The organism is Shimia marina (genome assembly GCF_001458175.1).
GTDB lineage: Bacteria > Pseudomonadota > Alphaproteobacteria > Rhodobacterales > Rhodobacteraceae > Shimia > Shimia marina.
On the sequence record NZ_CYPW01000024.1, the window covers coordinates 290,865 to 305,578 of the forward strand.

Below are 14,714 nucleotides of genomic sequence, written 5' to 3' on the forward strand. Positions count from 1 at the left end.
GAATTGAATAGCTCGAAGGACGTGAGCCACGGTGAGGGAGCAGAAATGAAAGCCGAAACTTTCCTGCCCGACGATTATCGTCCCGCAGAAGATGAACCGTTCATGAATGACCGGCAAATCGAGTACTTCCGTCGCAAACTGCTGCACTGGAAGGAAGAACTTCTGGCTGGCAGCCGTGACACAATCGAAGGTCTGCAAGACAGCACACGGAATATTCCGGATGTCGCAGACCGTGCAAGCGAAGAGACCGACCGCGCGCTAGAGTTGCGCACCCGGGATCGCCAGCGCAAATTGGTGCTCAAGATCGACAGCGCGCTGCGCCGTATTGATGAAGGTGAATATGGCTATTGTGAGGTGACCGGGGAGCCGATTTCGCTTAAGCGTCTGGATGCGCGTCCGATTGCGACCATGAGCCTTGAAGCGCAGGAGCGCCATGAGCGTCGTGAAAAAGTGCACCGTGATGATTGAGCTGTGACGTTTGTCACGGCTCTTTTTTTACTTTGCTTAAAAAAATACCAATGCCGGGGCTTTTGCCTCGGCGTTTTTTTGTAGATACCGCTGGCATGGATTTGACGGGACAGAAGGTCTGCGTGATTGGCGCGGGCATTGGCGGGCTCACCGCGGCGCTGGCGCTGAGGCAGCGTGGCGCGCAGGTCTGTGTTTTGGAGCAGGCGGAGGCGATTACGGAAGTGGGCGCCGGGCTTCAGATCAGCCCCAATGGGGGGGCGGTTTTGCGGGCGCTGGGCCTAGAGGCTGAGGTGGCACGGCGCGCTGTCAAGGCGCAGGCTGTGGAGTTGCGTGACTATGCGGCGGGGGCGATGGTGTCGCATCTGGATCTGTCGTTGCTGAAAGATCAGGCACCTTATCTGTTTTTACATCGTGCAGACCTGATTGACTGTTTGGCTGCCGCAGTGCGCGCCTCTGGTGTGCGCGTGCTTTTGCTGCAGAAGGTGGACAGCATTGTGCCAGCGGGCGAGGGGCATGCGCGCCCGCGTGTGGTGATAGCCAATGGCTCAGAGATGAAGGCCGATCTGGTGATTGGGGCGGATGGTCTGCATTCGCGTCTGCGGACTGCCCTCAATGGGACCGTGGCGCCGTTTTTCACCCGGCAGGTGGCCTGGCGGGCGACCGTGCCCAATACGATTGATCATCCGAATGTCGCGCGGGTGCATATGGGGCCACGGCGTCATGTTGTGAGCTATCCGCTGCGCGCGGGCGCTTTGATCAATATTGTCGCGGTTCAGGAACAGGTCGGTTGGGCCGAAGAAGGCTGGCACATTCCGGACGACCCCGACAATCTGCGGGCGGTTTTTGCCGATTTTGGTGGCACAGTGACGCCCATGTTGGCGGAGGTGAAGGATGTGCGGCGCTGGGGGCTGTTTCGTCATCCTGTTGCGCCGGTCTGGCAGGGGGGGCACTGCGCGCTGCTTGGTGACGCGGCCCACCCGACGCTGCCGTTCATGGCGCAAGGCGCGGTGATGGCGATGGAAGACGCCTGGGTGCTTGTGGATGCGCTCAGTAGGGCGGAGACAGTCGCAGCCGGTCTGGCGAGCTATCAAGGCCGTCGCGAGGCGCGGGTGAAACGGGTTGTGGACACGGCCAGCAAAAACGCCTGGAAGTACCACCTGTCCAACCCAGTGCTGCGCCGCGCTGCGCATATGGGGTTGCGCATGGCCTCGTCAGTGGCGCCGGAGCGTATGATGGGGCAGTTTGACTGGATCTATCGTCATGATGTCACGCAGGGCTGAAGCCTGCGGTGTTGGCGCAGTGGTGCGTGTCCACGGCCCTCTGGTCAGGGAGTGGTGGTTCTCCCGCCAGCCTGGTGACGCAGTAGGCTGCTGACAGGCTGTTGGGCGTGGCGCAAAGCATGCGCTTTGCGAGGCGTGTCTCACCTAGTGTGATGTACGGTGCCAATACGGGACGGGATAGAGGTGGTGGCGCTCATCTACGAAGAAATTAGTAATTTCTCTGTGGAGAGGTCTTGTTCATGATTGCGGTAACAGTTTCAGCGGCGTAGGGTGCGCGTCAAACATACGCAGGGAGGCCGTCATGACACATATTCTTGCCATCGATCAGGGCACCACATCCAGCCGCGCCATCGTTTTTGATGGGGATATTCGCCCCATTGCCAGCGCGCAGTTGGAGTTTGAACAGCATTTTCCGAATTCAGGCTGGGTGGAGCATGATCCGGCGGACATCTGGGTCACCACGGTGGAGACCTGTTCGGGTGCGCTGGCACGGGCGAAGATTGCAGCCAAGGATGTGGATGCGATTGGCATCACCAATCAGCGTGAGACCACTTTGGTGTGGAACCGCCATACCGGTGAGCCTGTGCACAATGCGATTGTCTGGCAGGACCGGCGCACAGCTGAGATCTGTGATGCACTGAAAGCGGCGGGTCATGCAGAGCTTGTGCAATCCATCACCGGCCTGCTTCTGGATCCCTATTTTTCGGGCACCAAGGTCAAATGGATCCTCGATCATGTGGAGGGCGCGCGCGCAGCGGCAGATGCAGGGGATCTGCTGTTTGGCACAGTGGACTGCTATCTGATCTGGAAGCTCACCGGCGGTAAGGTGCATGCCACCGATGCCACCAACGCGGCCCGCACCCTTATTTACGACATTCACAAAGGCCAATGGAGCCCGGACATCTGTGCCTTGCTGGGCATTCCCATGGCGATGCTGCCAGAGGTCAAGGATTGTGCCGCAGACTTTGGTGCGACGGACCCGGATATTTTTGGCGCGGCGATCCCGATCCGGGGTGTGGCCGGGGATCAGCAGGCGGCCACCATCGGGCAGGCCTGTTTTGAGGCGGGCATGTTGAAATCGACCTATGGCACCGGGTGTTTTGCGCTTTTGAACACGGGGGACACGCCGGTGACCTCGCATAATCGCTTGCTGACCACCATTGCCTATCAGCTGGATGGCAAGCCCACCTATGCGCTGGAAGGGGCCATTTTCATTGCTGGCGCGGTTGTGCAGTGGCTGCGCGATGGGTTGGGCATCATCGAAGGCGCAGCAGAAACGGCGGCCTTGGCGGATGCGGCCGATCCGGCACAGGAGCTGATTTTGGTACCTGCCTTCACCGGGCTGGGGGCTCCCTATTGGAACCCGCAGGCGCGTGGTGCCGTGTTTGGGCTGACGCGGGGATCAGGCCCGAAGGAGTTCTCCCGTGCGGCACTGGAAAGCGTGGGCTTTCAGACCCGCGATCTGCTGGATGCGATGCAGGCGGATTATGCCGGCACAGGGGATACGGTTCTGCGCGTGGATGGGGGCATGAGTGCCTCGGACTGGGCGATGCAGTTTCTGTCAGACATTCTGGGCGCGCCGGTGGATCGGCCTGTGGTGGCCGAAAGCACAGCCAAGGGCGCGGCCTGGCTGGCTGGGATGCAGATTGGTGTTTATCCGGATATGGCGGGCTTTGCTGCAACCTGGGAAAAAGAATGCCAGTTTGTGCCCCAGCGGGATGACGGCTGGCGGGAAAGCCGCTATGCGGGCTGGAAGAAAGCCATTGACGCTACGCTCTCCATGACAGAGTGAGGCGCATTCATAAAATCGGAGCGCTCCATGTCAGAAAACTGTTGCCTGTGTGGGGCGCCTGACGCGCATTTGGGGACTGTTGCGCCGCGTGATGTGCAGGTGGCGCTCTGTGCGACTTGCAATAAAGCCGTGGCAGAAGGGCCAGAGGATGGGCCGCATTGGCAATGTCTGCACGAAGCCATCTGGAGCACCGAGCCTGCCGAACAGGTGCTGGCATGGCGCTTGCTGAAGGCCTTGCCTGAAGCGCCATGGGCACGCGACCTTCTGGACATGGCCTATCTGGAGCCTGAGGTGCTGGCCTGGGCGGAAGCGGGGGATCTTGAGGCCGCTGAGGTTGTGCACCGCGACAGCAATGGTGCCAAGCTGGCGGCGGGCGATACGGTGGTGCTGATCAAGGATCTGCCGGTCAAAGGCGCGGGGTTTACCGCCAAACGGGGCACGGCCGTGCGCAATATCTCTTTGGTGATGGACAATGAGGCCCATATCGAAGGGCGTGTGGAAGGGCAGCGTATTGTGATCCTGACCAAGTTTGTCAAAAAGAGCTGAGGGCCTCAAAGGGCTCGGCTTGGGTTGGCGATGTGCTGTCTTGACGTGGGTGTACAAATCATGAACATTTGTGGGGCGCGCTCTTGGAAAGGACATCGAGATGCCCCTCACTCTGGAAATAGACTACGTTGAATTTTACAGCGCCGAGCTGGAAGCCACCGAAGATTTTTTCGGCAAGGCCTTCTCCTGGGAGTTTGTGAAATACGGCCCGGATTACCGCGACATTCAGAACGCAGGCATCGGCGGCGGGATTGAGCGCAGTGGCCCGAAGGCCCCTTTGATTGTGCTGAAAACAGATGACCTGCCTGCAGCGTATCAACAGGTCTCTGACGCAGGTGCAGAGATCACAAAAGAGATTTTTGAGTTTCCCGGTGGCACGCGTTTTGAGTTTCGTGAGCCGGGCGGCACAGATATGGCGGTCTGGTGCCCTGCTTGAACACTCTCAGAAGGGGGGGGTCAGACCTCCATGGGGATCGTCACAGGCCCATCATTGATAAGCGACACTTTCATGTCCGCCCCAAATGAACCGGTTTCCACCGGGATGAGCGCACCAAGCTGTTGTGCGAAGAGTTCATAGAGCCGTTTGCCGTCGTCCGGTGGGGCAGCTGTGGAAAAGCCGGGGCGGTTGCCGCTGCGGGTGTCTGCGCTCAGTGTGAACTGGCTGATCACCAGAGCGCTGCCGCCCACGTCGATCACTGATCGGTTCATTTTGCCGTTTTCATCCTGAAAGATCCGGCATTTGGCGACTTTCTGGGCGAGTTTTTGCGCCTGCGCTTCGGTGTCCCCCTGCATGGCACAGACCAGCACCATCAGACCGGGGCCGCATTGCCCGATGACCGTGCCGTCCACGCGTACCTGCGCTTCGCTTACTCGTTGTATTACGGCCCGCATTGCGCCCTCCTTTTGGGCGCACCCTGCGCCAGAGGGCCGCCAATCTCAAGCCCCGTTTGCGTCCGCAGATCCTCTTCAATCGGCACAGCTGTGCTGTGACGTGGGCGCAGCCCGCAGGCTCAGCCTAGGCTGAGCCACCGAGATGACACTACTTGCGCGGGCCGTTCATAATGATGCAGGTGGTGGAACCGGTGGCGTAGAGTTTGCCATCTTCCACGCCGCGGATCTCGCCATTGGCGATGCCAGTTGAGCGACCGGCATGTTGCACTTTGCCGATTGCGTGCACCGTCATGCCGGGCGGGATGGAGCGGAGGATGTTTATTTTATATTCGAGCGTTGTGTAAATCTGGCCTGCGGCAAGCGTGGTCTGCACCGCGCAGGCCATGCAGCTGTCCAGAACCGTGCCGTACCAGCCGCCATGGACGGTGCGAATGGGGTTGAGCACATCAAACTGTGGCGTACCCTCAAATGTGACGCTGCCATGCTCTGCATGGATGGGCACAAACCCCATGGTTTTGCCAATTGGTGCGCCGGGCAGGTCACCGTTGATGATCGCCTGCATAAACGCAAGGCCGCTCATGGAGAGGATGGTGTCAAATGTTGCCAGATCCTCTAGCGATTGCGCGAAGTGGTGCTGTGTCATGGGGGGCTCCTTTAACAAGTGAAATAGAGCCGCATATCCCATGACACTGCAAGGGGAGGGAGCGTGTTTTACGCCACGTTTTGCAGGCGCACCGATGGGGTCACACCAAGCGCGTGGCAGACATCACGGGTCAGTTCCGGGCGATTGAGCGTGTAAAAGTGCAGCGCATCGACGCCTTCGTCCATCAGGTCAGAGCACAACTCTGTGCAGACTGCGGTGGCCAGAAGGTCCTCACGCCCGTCGCGTTCGGCCTTTTCAAAGGCATTGATCAGCCAGTTGGGCACGGAGGTGCCGCAGCGGGCGGCGAAATTGCGCACACCTTTCCAATTCTCAATCGGCAGGATGCCGGGCAAAATAGGGGCGGTGATGCCAGCGGCGGCACAGGCGTCGCGGAATCGCAGGAAGGTCTCTGCCTCAAAGAAAAACTGCGTGATGGCTTCGCTGGCACCGGCCTCAATCTTGCGCTTGAGCCAGTCGACATTGGCGGCCATGTCTGCGGCCTCTGGGTGGACCTCGGGGTAGGCGCCCACGCGGATCGTGAATTTGTCCGTATCTGCCAGAGCAGAGATCAGCTCAAGCGAATTGGCAAATCCTTCTGGATGTGGAGCAAATCTGGAGCTGCCTTTGGGGGGATCCCCCCGCAATGCGACAATTTCTGACACGCCGGCCTGCGCAAAGTCTTCGGCAATTTGCAGGGTTTCTGCCTTGGAGGCGTCCACGCAGGTCAGATGGGCGGCCACATTGAGGCCGGAAGATTTGTGCAACGTGGCCACGGCTTCGCGTGTGAGATCGCGCGTTGTGCCGCCAGCGCCATAGGTCACGGAGACAAAGCGTGGATCAAGTGGCGCAAGGGTTTGCACGGTGTCCCACAGCCGAAAGGAGGCTTCCAAAGACTGCGGCGGAAAGAATTCAAAAGAAACTTGAGGCGTGGTCATGATCGGCATCCTGTAACTTGCGGTTGCCCTCATGTCTCACGCGTGGCATCTTTACGCAAATTCATAATACTCAAGAAGGTCATGAGTCTCATATGAAGATGCACATTGAGTTTCGTCATCTGCGTACGGTGCGCGCCATTCATGAATGTGGCGGTCTGGCTCGTGCTGCCGAGCAGTTGAACATCACACAATCGGCTTTGTCCCATCAGGTCAAAGGGTTGGAAGAGCAGGCCGGTGTCGAGCTGTTTGTGCGCCGCTCCAAGCCGATGAAGCTTTCAGCGGCGGGGTTGCGTCTGTTGCGACTGGCCAATCAGGTTTTGCCGGAGGTGGAAAAGCTTGAGGCGGAGTTCAATGGGTTGCGCGATGGGCGCTCCGGGCGCTTGCATATCGCGATTGAATGCCACGCCTGCTTTGAGTGGCTTTTTCCGGTACTGGAACAGTTTCGCAAGAACTGGCCGGATGTAGATGTGGACATTCGCCCCGGGTTGGCCTTTGACGCGATGCCCGCTTTGCAAAAAGAAGAGGTGGATCTGGTTGTCAGCTCGGACCCGGAAAACCTGCCCGGGGTGTCTTTCAGCCATCTGTTTGACTATGCGCCGGTCTTTGTGGCCTCCGCACAGCATCCGCTTGCGCAGAAGTCTTTTGTGGATGCCGAAGATTTTCGTGGCGAGACGCTGATCACCTATCCGGTGGAGCGGTCCCGGCTGGATGTGTTTTCGCAATTGTTGACGCCAGCCAAGGTGGAGCCGGGTGCTGTGCGGCAGGCGGAATTGACGGCAGTTATTCTGTTGCTTGTGGCGTCCAACCGTGGGGTCTCTGTGCTGCCGGATTGGGTGGTGCGGGAAGTGAAATATTCCTCTGACTATGTCACGCGGCCGCTCACCGCGGATGGGCTGACCCGTCAGCTTTTTGCAGCGACCCGCGATGAGGATCTGGATAAGCCTTACATGCAGGACCTGATTGCGCTGGCTGGTAAGGAAGCCCGTCGGCTGCAATCCGCTTAATCTTTTTTGTGAGCCATTTGTGAAGATTCTCCCCCTAGTGTTTCCGAACGCCAGCCTCCATGTGCTGGCGGCACGTCGAAACTTCTAGGGGGTGGGGATCTCTCTGTCAGTACAGCACACTGCTGTTCCGAAGCGGGACCTCAAAGGTACCTATGCGAACCACATTCAATGCCATTTCGATAGGTCAATTGGCCGACATTGATACCAATGAGGGCAATTTCACGGCAGAGAACGCCTCCGCGTTGGTTGGGATGACATTTGGCGGCCCTGGCGCCGCCCTGGTGAATGACTTTGTTGAAGTTTCCGCAGTTGGCAATGTGGGCGGGTTCTACAATATGAACAACAGCCCGAATGATCAGTTCCGTGTGGATGGCGGTGCGGCGCAGACCTTTGATGGCACCTCGGTTTACAGTGCGACCGTTACATTTGTGGATGGCACCACCGGCACCTATTCAGCCGTCGTGTTTCAGGATGTGAACGGCAATGCCTATCTCGCGCCGGAGTTTTCGGACAATGCGGATCAGAGGCTTCTGAATTCAAAGCCCATTCAGTCGGTTTCCCTCGATCGTCTGTTGGGCAATCAGTTTTCCGGTCTGAACGCGGCGCGGGAAGAGTGGGATTTTGTGCCGTGTTTTGTCAAAGGGACGCGCATCATCACTCAGGGGGGGGAAATTGCGGTCGAAGATCTCGTGCCCGGTGACATGGTTCTGACGATGGACCATGGGTTCCGCCCTTTGCGGTGGATTGGCCAACGGACTGTGTCGGGCACCGGCGCTTTGGCGCCTGTGCGGTTTGAGGCGGGGGCCTTGGGCAATGATGTGCCGCTCATGGTGTCCCCGCATCATCGCATGATGCTCAGCGGCTGGCGTGTTGAAATGCATTTTGGGGAGATAGAGGCGCTGGTGCCTGCCATCAGCCTGGTTAATGGAGAGACCATCCGGCAAATTTCCGGTGGCGATGTCACCTATGTGCATCTGCTGTTTGATTGCCACGAAATCATCTATGGCGGCGGTATTCCCAGCGAGAGCTTCCTGCCTGGTGAACAGGGGCTGAACAGCATGACAGAGGCGGTGCAGAAAGAAATCTATGATCTGTTTCCGGAACTGGTCAGCGAAGGTTTGCACAGCTATGGAGACGAGGCGCGCCCGTCTTTGAAGGTGCAGGAAGCCCGGCTTCTGGCAGGCTGACATCTGACGTCATCATCACATATTTTGAATTTCGAACGGTTTTACCTCGTACGTTCGAATGCTTGACCGCCGCTTCCATGATCATTTGGCGCGGCGGTCAAACTTTTAGGTTCAGCAAGGGTGCTGAAACATCCATATGGCCTGAGACTAGATCAGCTTGACGATCTGTTTGCCTTTATTGCCGCCGCTTAGAAGGGCGCGGAAGGCTGCCGGAGCGTTCTCCAAGCCCTCAGCGATATCCTCGGTATAGGCAATTTTGCCGGCCGCCAATTGCGGGGCGACTTCGCGCAGGAAATCGCCATAGCGGTCAAAGTGGTTGGAGATAATAAACCCGTTTACAGAGAGGAAATTGACCAGAATGGTGCGCCACAGGCGTGGTCCGGTCAGCGCTTCCATCGCGGCATCCGCGCCCAGACCTCCGGCGTTGTACCAGGCAATCATGCCGCAAAGGGGGATACGCCCATGCGGATTCATCATCGGCAACACCGCATCAAGAACTTTGCCGCCAACATTTTCAAAGTAGATGTCGATCCCATCCGGGCAGACCTCTTTGAGGGCGTGGCGCAGATCGCGTGCGGTTTCATGGGCGCGGTGATCAATGCAGGCGTCAAACCCGTAAGTTTCTGTTGCGGTTTTGCATTTCTCTGCGCCGCCGGCGATTCCGACCACGCGCAGACCATGCAGTTTGGCGAGCTGCCCAACCATCGAGCCAACAGGCCCATTGGCCGCTGCCACAACCAAAGTTTCGCCAGCTTTGGGCTTGCCGTATTCCATAAGGCCAAACCAGCCGGTGAAGCCGGGCATGCCCAAAACGCCAAGCGCGGTTGTGATGGGGGCAAGCGCGGCATCCAGCTTCTGAATATCCTGCCCCTTTGCCACCCCATGCGTGGCCCAGCCGAACATGCCAAAGACAAAATCACCGGATGCAAATTTAGGATGATTGGACGCAATGACTTCTCCGACGGCGCCGCCTTCCATGGTGCCGCCAATGGGAACTGGTGCTGCGTAGGATTTGGCATCATCCATGCGTCCGCGCATGTAAGGATCAAGGGACATATAGTGGGTGCGTACCAAGACCTCATTGGGGCCGATCTCTGGTAAGTCGTCAGTTTCCAAGCGAAAGTTTTCGTCCTGAGGCATGCCTGTGGGGCGGCTTGCCAAAACCATTCGCTGCATCTTCTCAGTCATACTCATATCCTCCAACCCTTTGATGAGAGCTTGGCGGGCGGGGGATAGGCTGGCAAGGCTGTGGGGTTTTTTGCGTGGTTTTGTGACGCCGCGTTTCACAAGCCGTGTGAGAAGCCCTATAAGGCCTTGGCAAAAAGGGATTACGAGCGTATACGCGCGCTCTGAGCCAAAAGGAGCCGTGCCATGCCGGGCAGCGCAAATCTGAATATCATGATGAAGGCCGCTCGCAAAGCGGGCCGGTCACTGGTCAAGGACTTCCGGGAAGTTGAAAACCTTCAGGTGTCGATGAAGGGGGCGGGGGATTTTGTCAGCCGTGCCGACATCGCAGCAGAGAAAATCCTGAAAGAAGAACTGCTTGGCGCGCGTCCAACCTATGGCTGGATTGCCGAAGAGGGTGGCGAAATCGAGGGTAAAGACCCAACCCGTCGCTGGATCGTGGATCCGCTGGATGGTACCACCAACTTCCTGCATGGTTTGCCGCATTGGGCGATTTCCATCGCGCTGGAGCACAAGGGGGAAATCGTTGCCGGTGTTGTTTTTGACGCTGCCAAGGATGAAATGTTTTATGCCGAACGTGGCGAAGGTGCATGGCTGAACGACAGTCTGCGTCTGCGTGTGTCAGGCCGTCACCGCATGATTGAGTCGATTTTTGCCACTGGGCTGCCATTTGGCGGCCGTGCGGATCTGCCGGAAACCCTGCAGGATCTTGCGCGTCTGTTGCCCGCCACGGCGGGTGTGCGCCGCTTTGGATCTGCGGCGCTGGATTTGGCCTATGTGGCGGCAGGTCGCTATGAGGGATACTGGGAGCGTAACCTGAAATCCTGGGATGTGGCGGCTGGGCTGTTGATTGCGAAAGAGGCAGGCGCGCTGGTTGAGCCGATTGATCCTGATGGGGATCTTCTGGAAGACGGCAATGTGCTTGTGGCCAATGAGCCGATTTTCTCAACTTTTGCGAAAGTTGTGCGCAACGGGTGACGTTTCAGCGCCGATAAAGGCGCTTGCCTCCTGTGAGATTGAGAAACCTGGCCCTATGTGGTCAGGTTTTTCTGTCTGAAGGGTGGTTGATCCCGTCAACCCAGCCAAAGGGTGCATAGTCTGCTGGGTTCACGCCCTCCAATGCGCCGATGTTGACGCCATAGACGTTTGGATTGGAGCGCCTTTGATGATGGGTGTAGATGCCGCAATTGCGGCAAAAATAGTGTTTGGCCGTGCCTGATCCCCAGGTGTAGAGTGTCAGGCTTTCATGGCCTTTGACGATGGTGAGATCGTCCAGCGCCACGTCGACATTTGGAACGGCGCGGCGGCGGCAGAAGGAACAATCACACATGCGTGCTTTGCTGGGGTGTTCGGACAGCTGCACGCTCAGTTCCACGGAGCCACAGTGGCAGGTCAGTTTCTGGGTCATCTGCGTCTCCTTACGCGGGGGATGGAGCTTTGGGACAGGCGGTATTTTGCTTCAGGGTGTGGCGGGTGGCCATGGGTTTCCTGCCAATAATGCGCACCACCACGGCGCAGCCAGACCGGCAGGGTGAGCAGCGCGCCAAAGACAAAGCCGCCTGCATGAGCCCAATGTGCCACGCCGCCGGCCTCCGGATTTGACAGGAGGCCGTTGAACAGTTGTAGGCCAAACCAAAGCCCGAGCATGATCCAGGCAGGGACCGTGAATATTCGGAAGATGATGATCAGGAACAGGAAGATGTCGACGCGCGCTTTGGGAAAGAGCAGCAGATAGCCCCCCATAACTCCGGCGATGGCACCGGAGGCACCGACCATGGGGATCAGACTGTCAGGGTTTGCCGCGATCTGTGCGACGTCTGCGCCCAGACCAGAGAGCAGATAGAAGACGAGAAAGCCAAGATGGCCCATCTCATCTTCGAGGTTGTCGCCAAAGATCCACAGGAACAGCATATTGCCCGCCAGATGCATCCATCCGCCATGCAGGAACATGGAGGTGAACAGCCCATGCAGGCGCCGCCCCTCTGTCACTTCGGCAGGCAGCAGCGCCCAGTCCTGAAAGAACAGTGTCAACCTGTAATCATCGCCCATAATGGGCTGATAACTCAGGAAGATCAGGATGTTCAGCGCAATGAGCGCATAAACAACATAGGGGGTGCGGCCTGACGGGTTGTGATCTCTGATCGGAAACATGCCGCCAAGCTGGGCTTATTTGCCGGGGAGGTCAACCGGCACCGCTGAGAAGGGCTGCGTTCCCACCTGCGGCTGTTGTATCGACACACACATGGCGCTCTCCTACCACGCGCGCGGCGTCTGGCAGGCCGGTGATGACCGGCAAGATCGGCCCGCTGCGTTCTGCCAGCGCTTGCTCATAGCTGCGCGCGGTTGCCGCATCGCCCCACCAGAGCAGGCCGCTAAACCCGTTCAATGTGGTCAGAGCCTCCGCCGCCAGAGCGCCGCTTGCCACCACCGCGCGTCCGCCAAGCGCGGTGACTTTGGCGGCTTGATCTGCAGCAGCGTCCGCGCCGGGCCCCATGCAGAGCACGGGCGGGCGGGCATAGGTGGTGAGACGGTTGGACTCGCCGGTTGGTCCGGGCAGGGTGAGCGTGCTCTGCGCCACGGGTTGCGCCGTTGCCTGATCAATCTGTGTTTGCAGATGTTGGGCCGCGATCTCTGTGTCCCATGTGCCGCCCAATTGCGGGGTGACTTTGGCAAAGCGGGGCAGATAGTGTGGCCCGCCCGCCTTTGGACCGGTGCCGGACAGACCTTCGCCCCCAAAGGGCTGGGAGCCTACGATGGCCCCGATCTGGTTGCGGTTGATGTAGATGTTGCCCGCCGCGATGCGATCAGAGACATGTTGCACCCGGTCGTCGATGCGGGTTTGCAAACCAAAGGTCAGCCCATAGCCGGTGGCATTGATGGCGTCGATGACGGCATCCAGCTCGCTGGCCTTGAAGGTGGCCACATGCAGAACCGGGCCGAAGATCTCGCGCTCCAGATCGGCGATGCCATTCACCTTGATCAGGGTCGGGGCAATGAAGGTGCCGGTTTGCGGCGTGGGCATCTGATACAGCACGCGTTCTTCGGATTGGGCCACGGCGATATGATCGGCGATGGTGGTTTGCGCGGCGACATCAATCACCGGGCCACTGTCGGTAGAGAGGCTCCAGGGATCCCCAAGCGTAAGCTCTTTCATCGCGCCTTTCAGCATGTCGAGCAGATTGTCGGCGATGTCTTCCTGGACATAGAGGCAGCGCAGGGCCGAGCAGCGTTGCCCGGCAGATTGGAAGGCGCTTTCCACAATTGCGGTCACAGCCTGCTCTGGCAGGGCGGTGGAATCCACGATCATGGCATTCAGGCCGCCGGTCTCCGCAATAAAGGGCGCGCCGGGCGTGAGATTGTCAGCCATGGTTTTGCGAATGCGCTGTGCGGTTGCTGTAGAGCCTGTGAAGGCCACGCCGTTCACACGCGCATCAGAGGTGAGTGCGGCCCCAACAAGCGCACCAGAGCCGGGCAGGAGCTGCAGTGCGGAGGCAGGCACGCCCGCTTCATGAAGCAGTTGTACCGCGCGGAAGGCGATCAGCGGTGTTTGATCCGCCGGTTTGGCGAGCACCGCGTTTCCAGCCGCCAGAGCGGCAGAGATTTGTCCGGTGAAGATGGCCAGCGGGAAGTTCCACGGGGAAATACAGGTGAACAGGCCCGCCGGTGGGGTTTGCGGCGCATTGGCCCCATAGTAACGCAGGAAATCCACCGCTTCGCGCAATTCGGCGACCGCATCATTGGGCGTTTTGCCTGCTTCGCGTGCCAGAAGGGCAAACAGCTCGCCAAAGTTGGCTTCATAGAGGTCAGCGGCCTTGTTCAGGATTTCACAGCGCTCTGCAGGTGCAGCTGCCCAAGGCGTTGCGGATGACAGCGCGGTTTCCACATCAGCTGCGCTGGCATGGGTCACGGTGCCGGGGCTGTCGGTGGGCAGGAAGGGGTTGGTCACCGCGATCGGGGCTTCGGGCGCGGTGGTGCCTGCCAGAAGGGGGCCGGCTGTCCATGTGGCGTTGCGGAACCGTGCGCGGGCCACTTTGATGGTGGCCAGCGTGGGCTGATCTGTGAGGTCGAACCCTTTGGAATTGACGCGCTCTGGCTGGAACAGGTCGGGGCCCGTGGTGAGGCTGGCCTGCGCGGCGTTGACGGTTTCAAAGGGATCGCTGGCCACTTCGGCGGCGGGCACGTCTTCATCCACGATCTGGTTCACAAAGGAGCTGTTGGCACCGTTTTCCAGCAGGCGACGGACGAGATAGGCCAGCAGATCTCGGTGGGCTCCCACTGGGGCGTAGATGCGGCAACGGGTGTTTTCGCCTGTCAGCACCAGATCATGCAACGCTTCGCCCATGCCATGCAGACGTTGGAATTCAAAGGCGGTTTTGTCCTCTGCCATATGCAGGATTGCGGCGACGGTGTGGGCGTTGTGGGTAGCAAACTGTGGGTAGATGCGATCGGTCATGCCCAGCAGTTTGCGCGCGTTGGCAATATAGGAGACATCGGTCGCCGCCTTGGAGGTGAAAACCGGGAAATCCTCCAACCCCTCCACCTGTGCGCGTTTGATTTCTGTGTCCCAATAGGCGCCTTTCACCAAGCGGACCATGATCTTGCGGTCAAGTGTCTGGGACAGTTCGTAGAGGTAATCCAGCGTGGCCCCTGCACGTTTGCCGTAGGCCTGGACCACCACGCCAAAGCCTTCCCAGCCTGCCAAAGCGGGCTCGGCCAGCACCGTGGCAATCACATCCATGGAAAGCGCAAGCCGATCGGCTTCTTCGGCGTCAATGTTGAGCCC

15 protein-coding genes are annotated in these 14,714 nt (G+C 59.0%); 8 read left to right on the forward strand and 7 right to left on the reverse strand.

The features are described 5' to 3' along the window. Positions 1 to 45: 45 nt before the first annotated feature. The 5 genes from dksA to SHM7688_RS12190 all read left to right on the forward strand — a co-directional run bounded on the left by dksA (position 46) and on the right by SHM7688_RS12190 (position 4,522). On the forward strand, positions 46 to 468 hold the full coding sequence (gene dksA / locus SHM7688_RS12170) for an RNA polymerase-binding protein DksA (protein ID WP_058240194.1): 423 nt from the start codon (positions 46 to 48) through the stop codon (positions 466 to 468). 95 nt (positions 469 to 563) lie between these two features. After that, on the forward strand, positions 564 to 1,748 hold the full coding sequence (locus SHM7688_RS12175) for an FAD-dependent monooxygenase (protein ID WP_058240259.1): 1,185 nt from the start codon (positions 564 to 566) through the stop codon (positions 1,746 to 1,748). Between the two features lie 301 nt (positions 1,749 to 2,049). After that, entirely contained in the window at positions 2,050 to 3,540 is a 1,491-nt protein-coding gene (glpK, locus tag SHM7688_RS12180; RefSeq protein ID WP_058240195.1) for a glycerol kinase GlpK, read from the forward strand. A gap of 27 nt (positions 3,541 to 3,567) precedes the next feature. After that, positions 3,568 to 4,086 carry an alkylphosphonate utilization protein gene (locus SHM7688_RS12185; protein ID WP_058240196.1) on the forward strand — a complete coding sequence of 173 codons (519 nt, stop codon included), beginning with the start codon at positions 3,568 to 3,570 and terminating at the stop codon, positions 4,084 to 4,086. Between the two features lie 100 nt (positions 4,087 to 4,186). Continuing rightward, positions 4,187 to 4,522: a VOC family protein gene (locus tag SHM7688_RS12190; protein ID WP_188128111.1), complete on the forward strand. Its 336-nt coding sequence runs from the start codon at positions 4,187 to 4,189 to the stop codon at positions 4,520 to 4,522. Between the two features lie 20 nt (positions 4,523 to 4,542). Here the strand turns inward: SHM7688_RS12190 and dtd are convergent, their stop codons facing one another. From dtd to metF, 3 genes are all read right to left on the reverse strand, one after another. Continuing rightward, positions 4,543 to 4,977, reverse strand: coding sequence for a D-aminoacyl-tRNA deacylase (dtd, locus tag SHM7688_RS12195; RefSeq protein ID WP_058240197.1), 435 nt, complete (start codon positions 4,975 to 4,977; stop codon positions 4,543 to 4,545). A 148-nt stretch (positions 4,978 to 5,125) separates the two neighbouring features. After that, positions 5,126 to 5,620 carry a PaaI family thioesterase gene (locus SHM7688_RS12200; RefSeq protein WP_058240198.1) on the reverse strand — a complete coding sequence of 165 codons (495 nt, stop codon included), beginning with the start codon at positions 5,618 to 5,620 and terminating at the stop codon, positions 5,126 to 5,128. Positions 5,621 to 5,688: 68 nt separating this feature from the next. Beyond that, complete coding sequence (gene metF, locus SHM7688_RS12205; protein WP_058240261.1) at positions 5,689 to 6,555, reverse strand: methylenetetrahydrofolate reductase [NAD(P)H]; 867 nt, start codon at positions 6,553 to 6,555, stop codon at positions 5,689 to 5,691. Between the two features lie 98 nt (positions 6,556 to 6,653). On the opposite strand from metF, the gene SHM7688_RS12210 reads away from it, so the two are divergent. Then, positions 6,654 to 7,559, forward strand: a complete 906-nt coding sequence (locus SHM7688_RS12210; protein WP_058240262.1) for a LysR family transcriptional regulator — start codon at positions 6,654 to 6,656, stop codon at positions 7,557 to 7,559. A gap of 152 nt (positions 7,560 to 7,711) precedes the next feature. Then, complete coding sequence (locus tag SHM7688_RS12215) at positions 7,712 to 8,746, forward strand: Hint domain-containing protein (protein WP_058240199.1); 1,035 nt, start codon at positions 7,712 to 7,714, stop codon at positions 8,744 to 8,746. A gap of 147 nt (positions 8,747 to 8,893) precedes the next feature. Here the strand turns inward: SHM7688_RS12215 and curA are convergent, their stop codons facing one another. Continuing rightward, positions 8,894 to 9,934 carry an NADPH-dependent curcumin/dihydrocurcumin reductase gene (curA, locus tag SHM7688_RS12220; RefSeq protein ID WP_058240200.1) on the reverse strand — a complete coding sequence of 347 codons (1,041 nt, stop codon included), beginning with the start codon at positions 9,932 to 9,934 and terminating at the stop codon, positions 8,894 to 8,896. A 183-nt stretch (positions 9,935 to 10,117) separates the two neighbouring features. Between curA and SHM7688_RS12225 the strand changes: the two genes are divergently transcribed. Beyond that, positions 10,118 to 10,909: an inositol monophosphatase family protein gene (locus SHM7688_RS12225; protein ID WP_058240201.1), complete on the forward strand. Its 792-nt coding sequence runs from the start codon at positions 10,118 to 10,120 to the stop codon at positions 10,907 to 10,909. Positions 10,910 to 10,970: 61 nt separating this feature from the next. Here SHM7688_RS12225 and SHM7688_RS12230 read toward each other — a convergent pair whose 3' ends face one another. From SHM7688_RS12230 to putA, 3 genes are all read right to left on the reverse strand, one after another. Continuing rightward, entirely contained in the window at positions 10,971 to 11,339 is a 369-nt protein-coding gene (locus SHM7688_RS12230) for a GFA family protein (protein ID WP_058240202.1), read from the reverse strand. Beyond that, complete coding sequence (locus tag SHM7688_RS12235; RefSeq protein WP_058240203.1) at positions 11,336 to 12,082, reverse strand: rhomboid family intramembrane serine protease; 747 nt, start codon at positions 12,080 to 12,082, stop codon at positions 11,336 to 11,338. Before SHM7688_RS12235 ends, SHM7688_RS12230 begins: the two co-directional genes overlap by 4 nt. 31 nt (positions 12,083 to 12,113) lie before the next feature. Further along, positions 12,114 to 14,714 (reverse strand): bifunctional proline dehydrogenase/L-glutamate gamma-semialdehyde dehydrogenase PutA (gene putA, locus SHM7688_RS12240; protein ID WP_058240204.1); only part of this gene is annotated, 2,601 nt, incomplete at its 5' end.